The sequence below is a fragment of the Halobacillus faecis genome (assembly GCF_007991335.1).
GTDB classification, from domain to species: Bacteria; Bacillota; Bacilli; order Bacillales; family Halobacillaceae; genus Halobacillus; species Halobacillus faecis.
The window spans coordinates 257,437-277,776 of sequence record NZ_BJYD01000026.1; the positions used below are offsets into that span (position 1 = coordinate 257,437).

Annotated in this window: 18 protein-coding genes; 1 reads left to right on the top strand and 17 read right to left on the bottom strand. The window is 45.6% G+C overall.

Annotated elements, in window-relative coordinates; genetic code table 11:
* Nucleotide 1 precedes the first annotated feature (1 nt).
* From prfA to rpoE, 14 genes are all read right to left on the bottom strand, one after another.
* On the bottom strand, nucleotides 2-1,072 hold the full coding sequence (gene prfA / locus HFA01_RS14910; RefSeq protein ID WP_146817628.1) for a peptide chain release factor 1: 1,071 nt from the start codon (nucleotides 1,070-1,072) through the stop codon (nucleotides 2-4).
* Nucleotides 1,073-1,279: 207 nt separating this feature from the next.
* Complete coding sequence (locus tag HFA01_RS14915) at nucleotides 1,280-1,681, bottom strand: LptM family lipoprotein (RefSeq protein WP_146817630.1); 402 nt, start codon at nucleotides 1,679-1,681, stop codon at nucleotides 1,280-1,282.
* Between the two features lie 947 nt (nucleotides 1,682-2,628).
* Nucleotides 2,629-2,919: a four-helix bundle copper-binding protein gene (locus tag HFA01_RS14920; protein WP_146817632.1), complete on the bottom strand. Its 291-nt coding sequence runs from the start codon at nucleotides 2,917-2,919 to the stop codon at nucleotides 2,629-2,631.
* Nucleotides 2,920-2,934: 15 nt separating this feature from the next.
* Nucleotides 2,935-3,621: a Na-translocating system protein MpsC family protein gene (locus HFA01_RS14925; protein WP_146817634.1), complete on the bottom strand. Its 687-nt coding sequence runs from the start codon at nucleotides 3,619-3,621 to the stop codon at nucleotides 2,935-2,937.
* A 705-nt stretch (nucleotides 3,622-4,326) separates the two neighbouring features.
* Complete coding sequence (locus HFA01_RS14930; protein ID WP_146817719.1) at nucleotides 4,327-4,950, bottom strand: thymidine kinase; 624 nt, start codon at nucleotides 4,948-4,950, stop codon at nucleotides 4,327-4,329.
* A 301-nt stretch (nucleotides 4,951-5,251) separates the two neighbouring features.
* Nucleotides 5,252-5,497, bottom strand: a complete 246-nt coding sequence (locus tag HFA01_RS14935) for a type B 50S ribosomal protein L31 (protein ID WP_089654859.1) — start codon at nucleotides 5,495-5,497, stop codon at nucleotides 5,252-5,254.
* A gap of 177 nt (nucleotides 5,498-5,674) precedes the next feature.
* The gene (rho, locus tag HFA01_RS14940; RefSeq protein ID WP_146817636.1) at nucleotides 5,675-6,961 is read right to left on the bottom strand and encodes a transcription termination factor Rho; all 1,287 of its coding nucleotides are present in this window, start codon (nucleotides 6,959-6,961) and stop codon (nucleotides 5,675-5,677) included.
* Nucleotides 6,962-7,417: 456 nt separating this feature from the next.
* On the bottom strand, nucleotides 7,418-8,386 hold the full coding sequence (glpX, locus tag HFA01_RS14945) for a class II fructose-bisphosphatase (protein ID WP_089654857.1): 969 nt from the start codon (nucleotides 8,384-8,386) through the stop codon (nucleotides 7,418-7,420).
* 57 nt (nucleotides 8,387-8,443) lie between these two features.
* Nucleotides 8,444-9,730, bottom strand: coding sequence for a UDP-N-acetylglucosamine 1-carboxyvinyltransferase (murA, locus tag HFA01_RS14950; RefSeq protein WP_146817638.1), 1,287 nt, complete (start codon nucleotides 9,728-9,730; stop codon nucleotides 8,444-8,446).
* A 67-nt stretch (nucleotides 9,731-9,797) separates the two neighbouring features.
* Nucleotides 9,798-10,439: a fructose-6-phosphate aldolase gene (fsa, locus tag HFA01_RS14955; RefSeq protein WP_146817640.1), complete on the bottom strand. Its 642-nt coding sequence runs from the start codon at nucleotides 10,437-10,439 to the stop codon at nucleotides 9,798-9,800.
* 121 nt (nucleotides 10,440-10,560) lie between these two features.
* On the bottom strand, nucleotides 10,561-11,424 hold the full coding sequence (gene fba, locus HFA01_RS14960) for a class II fructose-1,6-bisphosphate aldolase (RefSeq protein WP_146817642.1): 864 nt from the start codon (nucleotides 11,422-11,424) through the stop codon (nucleotides 10,561-10,563).
* A gap of 158 nt (nucleotides 11,425-11,582) precedes the next feature.
* Nucleotides 11,583-11,954 (bottom strand): response regulator, encoded by a 372-nt coding sequence (locus tag HFA01_RS14965; protein ID WP_146817644.1) that lies wholly within the window; start codon nucleotides 11,952-11,954, stop codon nucleotides 11,583-11,585.
* A gap of 392 nt (nucleotides 11,955-12,346) precedes the next feature.
* Nucleotides 12,347-13,951, bottom strand: a complete 1,605-nt coding sequence (pyrG, locus tag HFA01_RS14970) for a CTP synthase (RefSeq protein ID WP_146817646.1) — start codon at nucleotides 13,949-13,951, stop codon at nucleotides 12,347-12,349.
* 310 nt (nucleotides 13,952-14,261) lie between these two features.
* Entirely contained in the window at nucleotides 14,262-14,801 is a 540-nt protein-coding gene (gene rpoE / locus HFA01_RS14975; RefSeq protein ID WP_146817648.1) for a DNA-directed RNA polymerase subunit delta, read from the bottom strand.
* A 251-nt stretch (nucleotides 14,802-15,052) separates the two neighbouring features.
* Here rpoE and HFA01_RS14980 point away from each other — a divergent pair, with 251 nt between their 5' ends.
* Entirely contained in the window at nucleotides 15,053-15,367 is a 315-nt protein-coding gene (locus tag HFA01_RS14980) for a hypothetical protein (RefSeq protein ID WP_146817650.1), read from the top strand.
* Between the two features lie 141 nt (nucleotides 15,368-15,508).
* On the opposite strand, the gene icmF is transcribed toward HFA01_RS14980, so the two are convergent.
* From icmF to meaB, 3 genes are read right to left on the bottom strand one after another with little or no spacing between them, the layout of a single operon-like run.
* Nucleotides 15,509-18,754 carry a fused isobutyryl-CoA mutase/GTPase IcmF gene (icmF, locus tag HFA01_RS14985; RefSeq protein ID WP_146817652.1) on the bottom strand — a complete coding sequence of 1,082 codons (3,246 nt, stop codon included), beginning with the start codon at nucleotides 18,752-18,754 and terminating at the stop codon, nucleotides 15,509-15,511.
* 15 nt (nucleotides 18,755-18,769) lie between these two features.
* Nucleotides 18,770-19,396, bottom strand: coding sequence for a TetR/AcrR family transcriptional regulator (locus HFA01_RS14990; RefSeq protein ID WP_146817654.1), 627 nt, complete (start codon nucleotides 19,394-19,396; stop codon nucleotides 18,770-18,772).
* A 2-nt stretch (nucleotides 19,397-19,398) separates the two neighbouring features.
* Nucleotides 19,399-20,337: a methylmalonyl Co-A mutase-associated GTPase MeaB gene (gene meaB / locus HFA01_RS14995; protein ID WP_146817657.1), complete on the bottom strand. Its 939-nt coding sequence runs from the start codon at nucleotides 20,335-20,337 to the stop codon at nucleotides 19,399-19,401.
* Nucleotides 20,338-20,340 lie beyond the last annotated feature (3 nt).

Consider the following 20,340-nt stretch of genomic DNA (forward strand, 5'->3'; position numbering starts at 1 on the left):
ACTATTCACCAATCTGCTCCATTTTTTTCGTTTGCTCTTCAATCAACAGAGCATCAATGATTTCATCCATATTTCCTTGAAGAATCTGATCAAGCTTCTGTAACGTCAAACCGATCCGGTGATCCGTGACACGTGTTTGCGGGAAGTTATACGTACGGATTCGCTCGGAGCGGTCTCCTGTACCTACAGCAGACTTACGGTTTTCATCGTATTCTGCCTGAGCTTCCTGCTGAAACTTATCATAAACACGAGCACGAAGAACTTTCATCGCCTTCTCTTTGTTCTTAATTTGTGATTTTTCGTCCTGACAAGATACAACGGTACCCGTCGGTTCGTGAGTCAGACGTACAGCGGACATGGTCGTGTTAACACTTTGACCCCCTGGACCACTTGATGCGAAGGTATCGACTCGAATATCCTTATCATGCAGCTCCACTTCGACTTCTTCCGCTTCAGGCATAACAACAACAGTGGCGGTAGAAGTATGAATGCGTCCCCCTGATTCCGTTTCAGGTACACGCTGGACGCGGTGAGCACCGTTTTCGAACTTCAGCTTGGAATAAGCCATGTTCCCCGACACCATAAAGATGATTTCTTTATAGCCACCGACGTCGCTCGCATTCGCTTCAATGACTTCCGTTTTCCACCCTTGCGCCTCTGCATAGCGTGCGTACATGCGATAAAGATCACCGGCAAATAGAGCCGCTTCATCTCCACCCGCTGCACCACGCACTTCCATGATTACGTTTTTATCATCATTTGGGTCTTTCGGAAGCATGAGCACTTTCAAACGTTCCTCAAGGTCTTGTTTGCGGGTGGATAATTCATGAATTTCTTCTTTGACCATTTCAACCATATCCGCATCCATTTTGTCATCAAGCATGGCTTTGGCATCATCCAGCTGCTCTGTCACTTCTTTATACTCACGATAAGCCTCAACTGTTTCCTGCAGTCCAGATTGTTCTTTGGAATACTCACGTAGTTTATTGGTATCAGAAATAATTTCAGGATCACTAAGTAATTCGTTCAACTTTTCATAACGATCTTCTAATGTTTGTAAACGTTCGATCAATGGTATGCACCTCTTTCTCCATAACATTCTAATTATATTATAGAGAGGTCATGGTTACAACCGCTCGACCCATTCCTCAGTAAAGATGATCTCACGGAATTTGTTTTGGTCCCCCAGCCTTTTCATAGAGTAGGAAAAGGGAAACAACTTTCTCCCGCAGGAGCTTAGTCATTCCCCCATCTATAGGTTGGACACCATCCGGAAAAGTTATTTGATCTTCACGTGAATGTCATAACGGGGGACAGCCTGGTAAACAGCTTCTTGGATTTGATCTTTCCAATCAGCTCTCTCTTCTTTGGAAAGGTCCTCATCCCCTTCGATGTGTACCGTCACCCATGCTTGGTTAGCCTCAAGGGTAACCCTCTTCACTTCGACCCCGGAAAGCTGCTGGGCTGCTGCTTTCATATTCTCCCTATCCTGTTTGAGGCCCCACGTATGGCCGACTTTATTCATGGAACGTGGACTCTCCTGTCCGCGAGTCACTTCATTATTGTAGCCCATGTTCTCTACATCATCCCGGCTTGTCATGCCTTGGTATTTTTCTCCCTGCAACCCGCACGCACTTAACAAAAAGACAGCCATACCTGCCATTAGTAAGAATCGTCTCATCTCTTGCACCTCTTCTCTTTTTACCGTTATTGTCTCCGAAACCACTCCACTTATGCTCCATTCGTTATTCAACATAATGGCAGGATTGTGTAAGACTGAGTTTCGAGGCTTTTGTGGGGGCTTAGGGGCTCCGGGAAAAGGTTCGCTTTCCGTGGGCGAGTGATGAGCCACGCCGCTATAAGGTCGTTTTATCCAAAGATCCTACATGAATAAGCAAACAGGGTCTGGGAAACGTCCGCATGAAAAGCGAATGGAGGCACGAACATGTGTGTTTTTCTACTGACTGATCCAAAACACTGCGAATCATCGTTTCCCTGACCCCGTATCCATGGCCAGGAAGTGTCATCCATTATTTCAACCAATACAGGCTTCCTTTAAGGGAGCGCGGTATGTGCTCACCTCGCTCCCGCGGAAAGCGAGCTAATCCCCGCAGCCCCCATCCACTCAACAAAAATCTTGAAACGGAGTCTTCCACAAACGGGAGCGTTAGTGAATGACGCGTAAAAAAACCAAGCGGGAGGGCCGCTTGGTTTGGGAATTACTCTTGGATGAGTAAGTGATATTTCTTTGGAATGATATCTTCCTCTTTAATTTTTTTCAAGTACTCTTCAGCCTCTGAATAATTTTCAAAGACCAAGTCCTTGTTATCTTTCCTAAATTCGATAACGATACGGTCGCTATCTAATCCAACTATACGATACAGAGCGCATACTCCTTTCGTTGAGCATAATCAGCTCGGAAAACACAAAAAAGCCGAAAAGTATCCACTTGTGGAAAGAAAGATACTTTTCGGCTTTTGTCTAGCTCTATTGTCCAGATCAATGATACCGAATACTATATAAAAATGTTATCATCGTTCAATGGTTAAGCACGTGTAAGGATCAAACATCTCCGTTTCATCCCAAGTACTATTATAGTACAGAATCGATCAAATGAAAACAGGTCCATTACACTGATTTTTTCATGTCCTTTTGCTGCGGAAAGATTTGGTGGCTTTCAAGCTCTTCACATAAGCGGACATACTCCAAACACATAAGATAGACTCTGTCGTTTTCCACTTTTCCGAGAGTTAAGCATTCTTCTGCTGCCTCCCTGCAAACCCCAGCACATGAAGCGGCCATTTCATCCATAAGCGGGCTGTTTTTCTGGACAGTTTCCACAGCATATTTATAAGCATTCATACATTCTTCAAGCAAAAGTGTTTTCTCCAGCAGCTTGGTGTTTTTTTCGCCGACCATTCTACATCCCCCTCTTTATGGTTTCAAAATCAGAACCATATAACTTCGGTCCTTACTGAAATCCCAGTCTACAAAGACATCTTCTACGCTTGCGCCAAGAATCGTTTCGAAAGACGCATGATTTAAAAGCCTTTTTTCCAGCCTCCGTTTGGAAATTTTCAAGGGCTGCTCATACCCTGCATTGATCATTTCCTTTTCAATGGCCACCAATATTCCATTCCGCTCGATCAGTAGTGTCCGATCATTTAGCAGAAATGATCGGATAGAAGCAGGTGTTTTTTCTGCTTTCCTGCTTAGTATTTCCACTTCTTCATGGACAGCGTCTTTGTGTTCATAAGATTTCAATCCGTCATCGTCTTCAGGGTTGTCCGTGGTAATCACTCCGATAAGTACACCGGTTTGTCTTGACAGAGACCAGTCGTAATACAGATTGTCGACATATATTCCCGCACTGGCGCGAAAGGTTGCTTTTATATCAGGAATCAATTCCCTCATCATGAGGTCACGTGTTTCTTCCACTTTTTTATCATTTTTCTGCCCCACTAATACCCGCTCCATTGGGGCAAGAAAATCTTTTAAGTAAATGGTGAGAAATTTCCCTTCAATGGAGACGAAAACAGAAGAGGGTCCTTTTCCAAAGTGGTCACGTAACAGCTTACCAATATAGCTCGACATTTCTGATTGAATGGATCGCTTATCCATCCTTATCCCCCCAGACCAAACGTTTATCTACACTTAAAGTATCACATAACACCATATTTTAAACGGAACCGAGCACATCGAGTAAACAAGACAGCACATTCATACAAATAACTGGGAGGAATGTGTAAGACTCAGTTTCGAAATGTTTCCGGGGTTCGTTGCCCTGTTAGGCGTCAGGGGTGGCTGGGAAGCAACTCGCTTTCCTGTGGGGGAGCGCCGAGCTTCCTTGGACTCCGTCATCCGGGATCTCGCCTATCTCTTTCTCCCACGGGAGTCTCGCAGCTTCCCAACCACCCCATTCGTTGAGTGTGAAAAACGAACCCCTACACTTAGAAGGAGCGTCTTCAAACCTTCTTGTCCAGGAGTTATAAAGCGCACTGTAACAGCATTTCAATAAGGAGTACCACAGTCTTCTGCATTTCAACAGAGCTTGGGAACTCTGCTATTCGTGGTAGTAATTTAGACTGATATGGCAAGGGGGCGGAGGGGAATGGCGAGACTCCTGTGGGAGAAAAGTGCAGGGTGAGACCCCACAGGACACAGTCCGAGGAGGCACACCGCGCTCCCACGGAAAGCGAGTTATTCCCCGTAGTCCCCATCCACTTAACAAATATCTCGATACTGAGTCTTCAAGAAAAGGGAGCTTCTATTTAAGAATAGTGAAAAAGAAAAAGACAGCTGGAGATCAGCTGTCTGAGTAGTGGTTTATGTTGTTTTTTCAGCGTAAACCTTTTTCACTTCCTGTTGCCTGGGCTTGTTCGGTACGTCGTGATGATGGCGGCAACGCGGTTCGTATGATTCCGATGCACCGACTAAGATGATTGGATCGTCATAGGAAGCGGGCGCCCCATCGATCAAGCGTTGAGTACGGCTGGCCGGTGAACCACAGACAGGGCAGATGGCGTTTAACTTCGTAACACTTTCACTCAGCGCCATCATTTCAGGCATTTTACCAAAAGGTTCACCTCTGAAGTCGGTATCCAGTCCAGCGACGATGACGCGTATGCCTTTGTCTGCCAAACACTCCACGACCTCTACAATATGCTCGTCAAAAAACTGCATTTCATCGATTCCTACGACATCCACTTCATCCGTCACATGCTGAAGGATATCCAGCGAGCTTTTTACAGGACGAGCCATCACAGAAGTGCCATTATGAGATACAACCGCATCTTCTTTGTACCGGTCATCAATCGCAGGTTTATAAACGCGGACGGTCAAATTACCGAATGTCGCACGCCTGACACGACGGATCAACTCCTCTGATTTCCCGCTGAACATACTTCCGCAGATGAGTTCAACCCACCCACTTTGTTTCATTACATACACGTCTACTGTCGCTCCCTTCTCACTCAATCAAGCTTCACATATGGGGGGATCATCCGGTATCCTCCCCTTTATTTCAACAAAAAAGAGCTCCCTTGATGGCGCCAATCGAACGGCGGCTTTAATCACCAAGGACAGCTCCCCTTATTGATAAGTCCTTTAAAGAGTATCATTCAGTGCCTTTGTAACAAAGGCTTTCTTTCATACCCCTATTTTTTGACAAAAAAACAGGCAAACATCTGAGACAATTTGCCTGTTTTTGTTCAAAATGATGAAGCCCCTCCCAAAAGAGAGGGTATCATAATTATGAAAGGTTATATTTCTTCTTGAAGCGATCCACACGGCCGCCAGCTTTATCAGCTTTCTGCTTACCTGTGTAGAACGGGTGAGACGCAGAACTAATCTCTACGCGGATCAATGGATACGTGTTTCCATCTTCCCACTCGATTGTTTCTTCAGAAGACTTAGTAGACCCTGTTAGAAACTTGAAATTAGAACTTGTGTCTAGGAATACAACTTTACGGTATTCTGGATGAATTCCTGCTTTCATGTTCTTCCACTCCTTTTTGCCCTGAGTCCTTTGGAAACAGAGTTATTGTAAGAGCCGTCGAAGGTTCGTGATAACACCTTGTACTGAAACTCACATAGAATGATTATAACAGGGGCTCCCCCCTGATGCAACATCCAGTTTCAAGAAACAGACAATCGATCTTACCATAAAATCTTTTTAACGGCGGGTAGCTGTTGCTTTCCCTTTCATGTCTTTATCCATGAGGTCGAAAAATTCATCATTATTTTTCGATGCTCTCAAGCGACGCAGGAACCTGTCCGTGAAGTCCTGCGAATCAGACATCGATTTCCGGATGGCCCAGATTTTATCCAGGTGTGTTTGAGGAAGAAGCAATTCTTCTTTTCTTGTTCCTGAACGAAGAATATCAATGGCAGGGAAGATCCGTCGCTCCGCAAGACTGCGATCAAGATGCAGCTCCATGTTTCCTGTCCCCTTGAATTCTTCATAAATGACATCATCCATACGCGAACCTGTATCCACAAGGGCGGTTGCAAGAATCGTCAAGCTCCCCCCTTCTTCGATGTTACGCGCAGCACCAAAGAACCGTTTCGGACGGTGGAAGGCAGCTGGGTCGATTCCTCCTGACAATGTACGTCCACTTGGAGGGATGACCAGGTTGTAAGCACGGGCTAAACGAGTGATGCTGTCCATGAGAACAATGACATCGCGTTTGTGCTCAACGATACGCATCGCTCTTTCCAATACTAATTCAGAAACCTTGATGTGGTTTTCAGGAACTTCATCAAACGTGGAGCTCACAACATCCACATCCGGAGCTACCGAGCGTTCGATATCCGTCACCTCTTCCGGTCGTTCATCAACAAGCAAAATGATGAGCTTTGCGTCGGGGTGATTCGTAGAGATGCTGTTGGCCATTTGTTTTAAAAGCATCGTCTTTCCTGCTTTTGGTGGAGCGACAATCAGTCCACGCTGACCGTAACCAACGGGCGACATCAAATCCATAATTCGTGTCGATAGCTTTTTCGTCTCCGTTTCAAGCTTCATTTGACGATCCGGATACAATGGGGTCAATGCAGGGAAATGTACTCTTTCCTTTGCAGAATCTGGGTCCTCCCCGTTTACAGCATCGACGTGTAGAAGACCGTAATAACGTTCATTTTCTTTCGGTGGCCGTACCTTACCAGATACCTTGTCCCCATTTCTTAAATCGAAACGACGGATTTGTGAGGCCGAAATGTAAATATCCTCTGCACTTGGAGAATAGTTGATCGGTCTTAAAAATCCGAATCCTTCTGAAGGAATAATTTCAAGGATCCCGTCCATGAAAAGGAAACCATCTTTTTCAGCCTGTGCTTTTAAAATCGCAAAGATCAATTCGCGTTTTGTCAGTTTTGCATAGTAAGAGACTTTATACTGTCTAGCTTTCGCATAAAGCCCTTTCAATGTCATTGTTTCTAAATTGGAGATTGTTAAATCCGCCACGTGATCACCACTTTTTATTAGTTTTTCTTTATTTTCGAGTCATGCAGACGAACGCATAAAAGTTTTTATGGGACGTCATGTATTTCACACTCCTAGTGATGGATGGTGAAAATCCGGGTCATGACATTCTTTTTACATATAAATTTGTAACTTCTCTAAAGGATTTATTGAATGGTCCTGCTTAAATAGAAGATCTGCTTCCTAACAAAGGATCATATCCTACAGCAGAACTTTTGGTTAGAAGAATGAGAAGAAGTTAAGTGAAGTCGGAAAATAGAAGCATAAGGAGACGGGTGTCGTTATCTTCTATCCTAATCAAACAATCTTTATTGTACTCCTGTCTTTCTACAGTTTCAATGCTATTTTATGAAATGTTTTTCGAAGGTGGGCTTTTGTAGATGAAGAGGAAGCTGGTTTGACCACAGCTTCCTCTCTCTTTGATGAAGGGTGTTTACTTTATGGTTTCATGACTAGGTTTGGCTTTTTCTTCAGGCTGTGGTCTCCGTCGATAAAACGGACGGTTCCTGATTTCGCCCGCATGACTAACGTTTGCGTCGTTGCTTTTTGACCTTTAAACTGAACGCCTTTGAGAAGTTCTCCATCGGTGACACCGGTGGCTGCAAAGATGGCATCATCCCCTCCACAAAAATCTTCCATGTAAAGGACTTTGTCGACATCTTCAATCCCCATCTGTTCACAACGGAGACGTTCCTCGTCATTAGCAGGGAGAAGCTTGCCCTGGATTTCGCCTCCCAGGCATTTTAGACCGACCGCTGCGAGTACTCCCTCCGGAGCGCCGCCAATTCCAAACAAAATATCTACACCTGTATGATCAAAGGCTGTATTGATCGCTGCGGCGACATCTCCGTCAGGGATCAGCTTGATTCTTGCTCCCGCCTCACGGATCTCCTCAATGATCCCCTGGTGGCGTTCGCGATTCAAGACGACGGCAACGACATCTTCCACATCTTTCTTTTTCGCCTCAGCAACGGCTTGCAGATTTTCTGCAATGGAGGCATTGATATCCACTTTCCCTACAGCCTCCGGACCGACAGCTATTTTATTCATATACATGTCAGGGGCATGCAAAAGCTGCTTATGATCAGCGATCGCTATGACAGCAAGGGCATTCCACGTCCCTTGAGCTACGATGTTTGTCCCTTCAAGTGGATCCACAGCGACATCGACTCTTGCTCCGTACCCGTTGCCGAGCTTTTCACCGATATAAAGCATAGGCGCTTCATCCATTTCCCCTTCTCCGATCACGACTGTCCCTTTCATCGGGATCGTATCAAACACATCGCGCATGGCCGAGGTCGCCGCATCATCGGCTTCCTCTTTCTTTCCTCTTCCCATCCAACGCGCAGATGATAATGCAGCTGCTTCGGTGACTCTTACTAATTCCATCGATAGACTTCTTTCCATGGTGATCTCCCCAATCATTCAATGATTTTTCCTCATCTCCCCATGGAAAACATGAACCTATGAATTTTGGAATTGCTCGATTTCTTCGTCTGACATCTCCTCATACCAGACTTTTGCACCTAGATCGATCAGCTTGTTCGTAATGTTTTCATATCCTCGTTCAATGTGGTCGACACCTGTAATCTCGGTGACACCTTCAGCCATCAACCCAGCTATGACCAAAGCTGCTCCTGCACGAAGGTCTGTCGCTTTCACCTTCGCTCCTTGCAACTTAGAAGGACCTGTCACAATAGCAGAACCGCCTTCGACTTTAATTGAAGCATTCATACGCCTCAATTCATCGACATGCTTGAAACGGGCCTGATAAATGGTATCTGTGACGACACCTGTGCCCTGAGTCTGTGTGAGTAAAGAAGTAAACGGCTGCTGTAGATCTGTAGGAAAGCCTGGATAAACGAGTGTCTTAATATCGACGCTTCTCAAGTCTTTGCCTGGCTTAACATACAGCTGCTCATCATTTTCCTCGATGGTGACTCCCATCTCCCTCAATTTCGCCAGGAGCGACTCCAGGTGTTGCGGGATGACGTTATCGATGATCATCTCCTCACCTTGAGCAGCCGCCATAATCGTGTACGTGCCTGCTTCAATCCGGTCCGGGATAATCGTGTGAAGACACCCTTTCAGTGTATCCACACCTTCAATACGAATGACGTCTGTTCCTGCCCCTTTGATTTTAGCCCCCATACTTGTCAAAAGGGTGGCTACATCAATGATTTCTGGTTCTTTCGCCGCATTTTCAATGACCGTCTTCCCTTTTGCACGGACGGCCGCAAGCATGATATTGATGGTTGCTCCGACACTGACGACATCTAAATAAATACGGGCACCCTTGAGTTCTCTGGCACGAAGATAGATCGCACCTTGTTCATTTGTCACTTTGGCACCAAGAGCTTCAAACCCTTTAATGTGCTGATCGATCGGCCTAGGCCCTAAATGACAGCCGCCTGGCAATCCGATGACAGCCTTGTTAAAGCGGCCAAGCATCGCTCCCATAAAATAATAGGAAGCGCGAAGCTTTTTTACTTTCCCATTCGGCAAGGGCATGTCGACCATTTCAGATGGATCGATATGTACGGTTCTTCCGTCTTTCCGTACCGAGCCACCAATCTCTTCTAGCAAGTCCGACAAGATCCCGACATCAGAAATGTCCGGAAGACCTTCAATTGTCACAGGGCTTTCTGCCAAAATCGCCGCCGGCAGCAAGGCGACAGCACTGTTTTTAGCACCGCTGACCCGTACCTGTCCACGCAATGGTCTTCCGCCTTCCACTAATAGTTTATGCATGTAAAACTCCTCGCTTTAAGGTGAAGATTATGATTTTAGTATGTGCAATATTTTCCAAAACACACGACTATTTTTGATTATTCCAGTCATTCAAGAATTTTTCAATCCCCTGATCTGTTAATGGGTGTTTAACAATCTGACTCAGTACTTTAAAAGGAATCGTAGCAATATGGGCCCCGTGTATAGCCGCTTCGGTTACGTGAACGGGGTGACGGACAGAGGCAGCAATGATTTGTGTGTCAATGGCATGGCGGTCAAAGATCTCTGAGATCTGTGCCACCAGTTCCATCCCATTATGGCCAATATCATCCAGCCTTCCAAGGAATGGTGATACATAGGAGGCACCGGCACGGGCAGCCATCAACGCTTGATTGGCGGAGAAAATCAACGTTACATTTGTTTTAATGTTCAAGTCACTGAAAGCTTTCACTGCTTTCAAACCTTCCAACGTCATCGGTACCTTCACTGTAATATTCGGGGCGATCGCAGCAAGTTCCTTCCCTTCCTGAATCATCCCCTCCGCGTCTTCAGAGATAACCTCCGCACTGACAGAACCATCGACTTCATCCGTGATTTCTTTCAGCCGATCATGAAAAGATACTCCTTCTTTCGCTACGAGGCTCGGGTTTGTCGTTACACCCGCTAAGAGCCCCAATGCATTCGCTTCCCGAATATCTTCTATGTTTGCCGTATCAATGAAAAATTTCATATCCCCACTCCTCTTCGCTTCATTTTATTGCTCCAAGTTGATGAAAAAAGTCGAATGATGGCGTTTTCACACATGATGAAAAGGAAACCGCTACAGGGTAGCGGCTTCCTTTAAACTATTTTTACGCTTTTTGAGAAGATCCGAATTCACGCATCTTACCAATAACCGTTTCCTTGATCGCATCACGACCAGGTCCAAGATATTTACGTGGGTCGTACTGTTCAGGCTGTTCAGCAAGAATCTGGCGTACGGCTTTACCTTGAGCCATTTGGTTTTCCGTGTTTACGTTAATTTTAGCTGTACCGAAAGAAATAGCTTTCTTGATATCAGCTGTTGGGATTCCTGTACCACCGTGAAGAACAAGAGGCTTGTCAACAAGTCCCATGATTTCTTCCATGCGGTCAAAGCCAAGGTTCGGCTCACCTTTGTAAGGTCCGTGTACAGAACCAAGTGCTGGTGCGAAGACGTCAACGTTTGTTTCGTCGACCAATTGCTTACACTCAGAAGGGATTGCGTATGCTGCTTCCGCATCGTCAACGATGATGTCGTCTTCTTGTCCACCTACACGGCCAAGCTCTGCTTCAACAGATACACCATGGATGTGTGCAAGTTCAACAACTTTGCGGGTAACTGCAATATTTTCTTCAAGTGGATCGTGGGAAGCATCGATCATTACAGAAGTGAATCCAGCATGGATTGCTTCTGCACATTTTTCAAAGCTTGAACCATGGTCCAAGTGAATCGCAACAGGTACCGTTGTACCATAAGACTTCATAAGTGCTTTTACCATGTCGACAACAACGTTGAAGCCGCCCATGTAACGTGCTGCACCTTCAGATACACCCAGGATTACTGGAGACTGCTCTTCTTCAGCAGCCTGAAGAATCGCTTGAGCATATTCTAAGTTATTAAGGTTGAACTGACCTACGCCGTAGCGTTCTTCCTTAGCTTTTTCTAGCATTTCTTTCATTGATACTAGTGGCATGAAAGAATCCTCCTTTAGTTAGCGTACTGCATTGTATTTACAAGTCTGTTTCCATACGAAAACACACCATGTAAGTTTGGTTACAGTAATAGAATACCAATACCCTTTCTATGGTGCAACAGCAGGAGAATTATATAGCGCTTACATCAAGAAAAAAGTCATGAACGGCTGTGAACAAGGGTTCCATTAACCATTTCTTTCAATTTATGGATGTCAAAGGGCTTAGTTATGATATCTGTCACAAAAGGAAATTCCACTTCCTTCTCAATCGACTCTTTGGATGCCCCCGTAATGATGATGACGGGAGAGTCAAAATGCATCTCTTCTAAGTAGAGCAAAACTTCCTTGCCATGCATAACGGGAAGATTATAATCCATAATGATGAGATCCAGATCCTGTTCTTCCACAAGATCACATGCTTCCCGGCCTGTTTTTGCAGCAATGGTTTCGTACCCCTCTGTTTTCAGAATCTCCTCTAATAGGAGGCGTATGCCTGGCTGGTCATCCACGATAAGGATTCGATTTGCCATGCCTATTCCCTTCCCTTCTATTCATTTTTTTAATCCCAATTCCTATCACTATCTATCTCTGTCTTTTACTTTCTATACAGTTATTCCATATTCCTGCGCACGTACGTTCTGTTTGTCAAAATTTCTGCAATTCCATCTCCTTCCATAAAAGATCCCTTCAGCGGTAGAAGAAGTTTCGAGATGTTTGTGTGGTGGGTTGGGGCTGCGGGGGTGACTCGCCACTCTCCCACAGGAAAGCGAGTAGCTTCCCCGCCACCCCTGATGCTCAATCCGGTCAAGGAACCTCGAAACCATCTTGAATTCGAGTGTTCCACAATCCTGCCGTGTACTTAAAGAATTCTAAGAAAAAGAGAGACGATCCCTCTTGTTGGGGATCGTCTCTCCAGGATAGATTATTGATTGGTTTTCATTGCCGCGCCGACGAAGCCGTGGAATAGTTCCTGTGGGCGGGTCGGGCGTGATTTGAATTCTGGGTGGAACTGGCTGGCTACGAACCATGGGTGATCTTCCACCTCGATGATTTCAACTAGACGGCCGTCCGGGCTTGTACCAGAGAATTTAAATCCTGCCGCTTCCATTTGTTCACGGTAATGATTGTTGAATTCGAAACGGTGACGGTGTCGCTCGTATACAACTTCTTCTCCGTATGCTTCCATCGCTTTGGTTCCTGGTTGCAGGCGGGATGGATAGATACCAAGACGAAGTGTACCACCAAGATCAGACACTTCTTTTTGTTCTGGAAGAAGGTCGATAATCGGGTGCTCTGTAGAAGGATCGATTTCTGCGGAATGCGCTCCTTTAAGACCAAGAACGTTACGGGCAAATTCGACCGTTGCCAGCTGCATACCAAGGCAGATTCCCAGGAATGGTACGTGGTTTTCACGTGCATATCGAATCGCATCGATTTTACCTTCGATTCCTCGGTCACCAAAACCTCCAGGAACAAGAATTCCGTCTACACCCTGCAGTTCGTCAGCAACATTTTGGGCATTCAGGTTTTCAGAGTTCACCCATTTTACATCTACATCAGAATCGTAGCTGAAGCCGGCGTGCTTCAGTGCTTCTACTACGGAAATGTAAGCATCCGGAAGCTCTACATACTTACCGACAAGCGCAATGGTTGTTTTGTGCTGAAGGTTTTTCACTTGGTCAATCAATTTGTTCCACTCTGTCATGTCTGCCGGCGGCAAATCTAAACCGAAGTGCTGACAAGTCAGCTCATCTAGCTTTTGCTCCTGCAAAGTGATCGGTACATTGTATAGGGTGTCGGCATCACGTGCTTCAATAACGGCATCTTTATTAATGTCACAGAACAGAGCGATTTTCTCTTTCATATCTTCAGAAATCGCCATTTCTGTACGAAGAACGATAACATCCGGTTGGATGCCTAGTGAGCGAAGCTCCTTAACACTGTGCTGTGTCGGTTTCGTCTTCATTTCTCCTGCTGCGTTCAAATAAGGAACAAGTGTACAATGCAGGTACATCACATGCTCACGGCCGATGTCACTCTTGATTTGTCGAATGGCTTCAAGGAATGGAAGGGATTCAATGTCCCCGACTGTGCCGCCGATTTCCGTGATGACGACATCCGCGTTCGTTTCGTGACCAGCACGGAAGACACGTTCTTTAATTTCGTTCGTAATGTGAGGAATGACTTGGACCGTTCCTCCCAAATAATCACCACGACGCTCTTTTTTAATGACGTTGGAATAAACTTTTCCTGTCGTGACGTTGCTGAATTTATTCAGGTTGATATCAATGAAACGCTCGTAGTGACCAAGGTCAAGGTCCGTCTCTGCACCATCATCCGTTACGAAAACTTCCCCATGTTGATAAGGACTCATTGTCCCCGGATCTACGTTAATGTAAGGATCGAATTTTTGGATCGTTACCTTCATGCCTCGGTTTTTTAACAAACGACCTAAAGATGCTGCCGTAATTCCTTTTCCTAAAGATGATACGACACCGCCAGTTACGAAAATGTATTTTGTTGCCACGTTGAATCCCTCTTTCTCTATTTGTCTTATTTAGTTATTCACTAATCCTTGCGATTTGATAAGGGGCATTTACATAAAAGCACAAGCGTCCAGGATACCTCCATGGCAAAACTACATGCCAGAAAGAAAGCTTGGACGCTGAATGATACAAAAGCACAGGCGCCTTAGCCATAACCAAGGCGCCGCGTGTGATCGTATATAAAAAACAAAAAACGCTCCCCTCTCTCGGGGAGCGTTTGGAAATTTCGTTTAAGGAAATTAAAGAGCCCAAATAAGATTCTACTGATTTGACTTTTAAAAGTCAACCACCTTATTTATCTTCTTCTTCGTCGTCATCTCCAATGAAGCTGATGTCATCTTCCACGATTTCTTCCTCTTCTTCATCCAGGTCATCATCTTCATAATCACCTTCGAAGTCATCATCGTCATCAAGGTCTAAATCTTCATCTGTCAGCTCAAGATCATCCTCAAGCTCGTCCTCGTCTGCATCATCGAATTCGGACACACCCAACTCATCTTCAAGCAATTTGGATGGCTTCTTCTTCTTTTTCTTTTTACGTTTTTGTGGAAGGTTGGCAATCTCCTCTTCCATTTGCTCAACCGGGTACCACTTCTTCAATCCCCAACGGTTTGTTCCGATTGTCATGAATTGACCGTCGATATTCATGTCCGTATAGAACTGGGCGATGTATTGTTCTCTCTGTGCATCAGTAAAACCTTTCATGTCTGCGATGCGCTTGAAAATTTCGTTAAAGTCAATCGCTTCACGTTCTTCTTCTAGGATTTTAGTAGCCAGTACAATCATGGAAGTTTCTTCAATTTGCTCTCGGCTCATTTGTTTTAAGCTCACGGTCCAGCACTCCTTTATATAAACAAAATAGAATAAGTGACCTCATGGGCATACGAATCACATTTAATCATACCATCCATTATATGAGTTGGCCTTACAAAAATCAAATAGAGTCTTCCTTACCTTTTCTAGACAAACCTACATGAATTTAAACTTTCGATATAAAATAGAGGTTAGACATAAATGTTGGTGTTCCAGCTATTTTATTTTAAAATAAAGGTAGAATTGATCGAAAGAAGGAGAGACGTACTGTGCAAAACCATCCTTTTAACTGGGTAGCCACCATTATAGCTGCTCTAGTCATAGGCATCTGGCTGTTTACAAGCTTCGGTATGATCCATGAGGAACATAAAGAAGAAGCAGAAATCACATCGAAAACTCATAATGACGACGGGTACTTTGTAGAAGTGGATAATAAGAAAATCCACGTCAAAGATACGAGTACTTGGATGCTGTTAAAAGAAGGCGAAACGTATAACCTTACTTATGAATGGTATGGAATGAAAAAACCTTATGTAACCGAAGTGAATCAGGCCCATGACGATGATCAGGTCGGCGGCCACTAAAAGAATGGCCCTCGCTAGCATTTTAGCGAGGGCTAATTATTTATATTCGCAGGTTTCAGCGGTATATTAGCGACTTTTCACTATATATTAGCAGTTTTCATCATTATATTAGCGACTTCCCTCCATATATTAGCGACTCGCCTACATATTCCTTCTATACTGCCCGCCTACTTCATAAAGCGCGTTCGTAATTTGACCGAGGCTTGCGACTTTGACGGTTTCCATCAATTCTTCAAAGATGTTTCCTCCGCTGGAAGCCACTTGCTTCAGACGCTCCAACGCTTTCCCAGCCTCTCCTTCATTGGAAGTTTGGAAGCGACGCAATTCTGTGATCTGGTGCTCTTTTTCCTCTTTAGAAGCACGAGCCAGTTCCATGGAGTCGATTTCCTCTTCAGAAGGCGGATTCGGGTTCAAGTACGTATTCACCCCAATGATCGGTAGTTCCCCGGAATGCTTTTTCCCTTCATAATACAGAGATTCTTCCTGGATCTTGCCTCGTTGATATTGGCGCTCCATCGCACCGAGAACTCCTCCACGGTCATTGATTCGTTCAAACTCCTGCAATACCGCTTCTTCAACCAGATCGGTCAGTTCTCTGATGATGTAGGACCCTTGGAGAGAGTTTTCGTTTTTCGTCAGGCCGAACTCTTTGCTGATGATCATCTGGATGGCCATCGCTCTTCGGACAGACTCCTCTGTCGGTGTCGTGATTGCTTCATCATAGGAGTTGGTATGCAAAGAGTTACAGTTATCCTGGATGGCAATCAGTGCCTGCAGTGTTGTACGGATGTCGTTGAAGTCAATTTCTTGAGCGTGCAGGGAACGGCCGGACGTTTGAATGTGATACTTCAACTTCTGGCTTCGCTCGTTAGCTCCGTATTTATCCCGCATGACGATGGCCCAAATCCGGCGGGCTACACGGCCAAGTACGGTATATTCTGGATCCAGACCGTTGGAGAAGAAGAACGACAGGTTTGGTGCGAACTTATTGATATCCATCCCTCTGCTCAAGTAGTACTCAACATAGGTGAATCCGTTGGCTAGCGTAAAGGCAAGCTGTGTAATCGGGTTCGCTCCTGCTTCTGCGATATGATAGCCGGATATGGAAACAGAATAATAATTACGGACTTCGTTGTCGATGAAGTATTGCTGAATATCTCCCATCATACGAAGCGCGAATTCTGTAGAGAAGATACATGTGTTCTGTCCTTGATCTTCTTTTAAAATATCCGCCTGGACGGTACCACGGACAACATTGATTGTCTTCGCTTTGATAGAAGACGCTTCTTCAGCGTTCGGTTCCCTGCCGTTTTCTTCCTTGAACTTTTCAAGCTGCTGATCAATGGCAGTATTGAAGAACATCGCAAGAATAATCGGTGCCGGACCGTTGATGGTCATAGAAACGGACGTGGATGGGTCAACAAGATCAAATCCATCGTACAGCTTTTTCATATCTTCAAGCGTACATATATTGACGCCACTTTCCCCGACCTTCCCGTAAATATCAGGTCGTTCATCCGGGTCCTCCCCATATAAGGTGACCGAATCGAAAGCGGTACTGAGACGCTTCGCATCGTCCCCTTCTGATAAATAGTGGAAGCGGCGGTTGGTCCTTTCCGGCGTCCCTTCTCCTGCGAACTGACGCTTCGGATCTTCCCCTTTCCGCTTGAACGGGAATACTCCGGCAGTAAAAGGAAAAGCACCCGGAACATTTTCACGTAACAGCCATGACACACGGTCGCCCCAGTCGGTATATTTCGGAAGCGCGACTTTCGGAACCTTCGTTCCGCTCAGGCTCTCCGTTGTGATATCCATCGTAATTTCCTTATCACGAACTTTGAATGTGTATGTGTCTCCACTATATCGTTCGTGAAGGGCGTCCCAGTCCTCCAACTTCTCTTTCGCATCGCGAGAAAGATGACGTTCATAATCTTCGATTAAGCGCTGAAGACTTTCTTTCGTTGCTTCATCTTCCACGAGCTTGGCGGTACCTTTCAGCTGATAGAGTTTACGCGCTTTTTCTGCCTGGTCTTCTGTTTCGTTATGGTAATTGCGTACGGCTAGCGCAAGGTCACGCAAATACTGCTTGCGCTCATTCGGAATGATCACGTTCTGCTTTTCTACTTTTTCAAGACCGGAAAAAGAGGTTTCATCCTGCCATGAAAATCTATCGTTCAGCTGATCAATGATGGCCGCAAACAGCGTGTTGGTTCCAGGGTCATTGAATTGACTTGCGATCGTCCCATAAACCGGAAACTTGCTGTCATCTTCATGGAAAAGCATATGGCTTCGCTGGTACTGCTTTTTCACCTGATTAAAAGCGTCTTCCGAACCTTTTTGTTCAAATTTATTGATGACAATAAAATCAGCAAAGTCGATCATATCGATTTTCTCAAGCTGTGATGGTGCACCGAACTCTGCAGTCATGACGTACATGGATAAGTCTGTTATATCTGTAATGGCCGCGTCACCCTGGCCGATTCCACTTGTTTCAACGATGATGAAATCGACACCAGCCGCCTTAACGACTTGAATCGCTTCTTCAACCGCTGTTGAAAGTTCGGAACGGGCATCTCTAGTTGCCAAAGATCGCATGTACACACGCGGGTTGAAAATAGCGTTCATGCGGATGCGGTCGCCGAGTAAGGCTCCGCCTGTTTTCTTTTTGGTAGGGTCGACAGATAAGATGGCGATTTTTTTATCAGGAATTTCATTGACGAAGCGGCGGATCAATTCGTCCGTGAGTGAACTCTTTCCCGCTCCCCCTGTCCCTGTAATTCCAAGAACGGGAATCGTTTTTTCCTGTATTTTCTCAACAGCACTCTCAAATGCGGCCACAGCTTCCCTTTCTTTCTTTGGCGTATTCTCAACATAAGTAATGAAGCGCGCAATGGATTGATGGTCTCCAGATGAGAGGCCTTCCACTCCTTTTTCTACATCAAGCGGTGGCAGGAAATCACACTCTTCAATCATTAAGTTGATCATACCCTGAAGCCCTAATGTACGACCATCTTCCGGCGAAAACACGCGGGCGACCCCGTACTCATGAAGCTCTTTGATTTCACGAGGGATGATGACGCCTCCCCCTCCACCGTAAACACGGATGTGGCCGGCGCCCTTCTGTTCCAGCAGATCGACCATGTACTTAAAGTATTCCACATGTCCTCCCTGGTACGATGAAATTGCGATCCCTTGGGCATCTTCCTGGATCGCCGCGTTGACCACTTCCTCAACGGAACGGTTATGGCCGAGGTGAATGACCTCTGCCCCTGTCGCCTGTAGAATCCGCCTCATAATATTGATCGATGCATCATGGCCGTCAAAGAGACTCGAGGCCGTCACGAAACGGACAGGGTTTTTCGGCTTATAGACTGTCGGTTGTTCCATATCCGATCATCCTTTCTATTGAAGTGTTTCTTCTTTATCGAGACCTTTCAATAACAATTGAATTTGCGTATTGGTGTAGCTTTCGATGGTGAACGTGCGCTGAAGAATCCAGCGGCGGAATCCCCACATCTGTCCCTGGACAAAAATATTGTTGGCGATCAGCTTGATTTCTTCCTCCGGGTGCTCTCCAGGCAGACTGTTGACGATGACTTGTTCGAGCATCGCCACCATATCGCGCTCCTTTTGCAACACGTAATCCTGAGCATCGCGCGGCAGGGACTTGACTTCCTGATACATGACGAGAACTTCATCCTGCATATCATCCATCAGTTGAAAGTAGGAGCGAATCGCATGGGTCAAACTTTGTACACTCGTCTGATGAGGATCGATCGCTTCTTCCATCCGCTCTTTGACTCGCTGGTAAATGGAGTCACAGACGAGAAACAGAACATCCTCTTTCTTTCGAATGTATTCATAGAGGGTTCCGATACTGAACCCGGAAGCCTTGGCAATTTCACGGGTCGTCGTCTTATGGAAGCCTTTTTCTATGAAAAGAGTGACCGCGCCCTTAATCATCTGATTCCTACGCTTGGAGACAAGCGCTTCATCTTTAATGGTTGAAGGTACTTGTTTTTCAGCCAAACTCACTCCCCCTTCCTTACCCATTCACGAAACCAGGATCTGGCCAGTTCATATGGATCCGCATCCGGGTTTTGAAAAGCTTCAAGCTTCTGTGTATCTTTTTCAATCTCACCTTTAACTTCCCGCCAAATTTCTTCCCGAATCAAATCGTACACTTCCAGCTGGAGCTGTTGTTTTCGACGCTCTGCCCCTTTGTTCGTCTCATACAAAAACTCCCGGTGGCTTTTCATACTTTCGTAGAGTTCCGCCATCCCTTTCGCTTCGGTTGAGATCGTTTGAACAATGGGCGGTTCCCATCCTTCCGGCTGCACGATCATCATGTATTCTTCTAGTGTGGATTTTAGTTTTCTTACTCCCGGTAAGTCTGCTTTGTTGATGATGAACAGATCTGCAATTTCCATAATTCCTGCTTTGAAAATTTGCAGGACGTCTCCACTATTCGGTGTCAGCACAAGTCCTGTCGTATCCACGACTTTCATAATATCGAGTTCGGACTGACCGACACCGACCGTTTCAACGAGAACCACATCAAATCCGTAAGCATCACATACACGGATACTGTCTTTCGTCGCCCGGGCTAAACCACCGAGGCTTCCTCTAGTGGCCATGCTTCTGATAAAGATGCCGGGGTCGAGAAAATGCTGGTTCATCCTCGTACGATCGCCAAGCAGTGCTCCTCCACTGAATGGACTGGTAGGATCGACCGCTATGACAGCGACTGTAAGGTCCTGCTGCCTTAAATAAGTGAGCAGTTGATTGATGAGCGAGCTTTTCCCCGCTCCCGGTGAACCTGTAATGCCAATGTAATGCGCCTGTTTTTGTATAGAAAAAACATCGCTCATCAGCGTGAGTTTTTCTTCATCGTCATTTTCGATCAACGTAATCGCTCGGGCCAACGCCCTCATATCCTGCTTTTGGATTCGTTCAGCCAGTGGATGCATCAC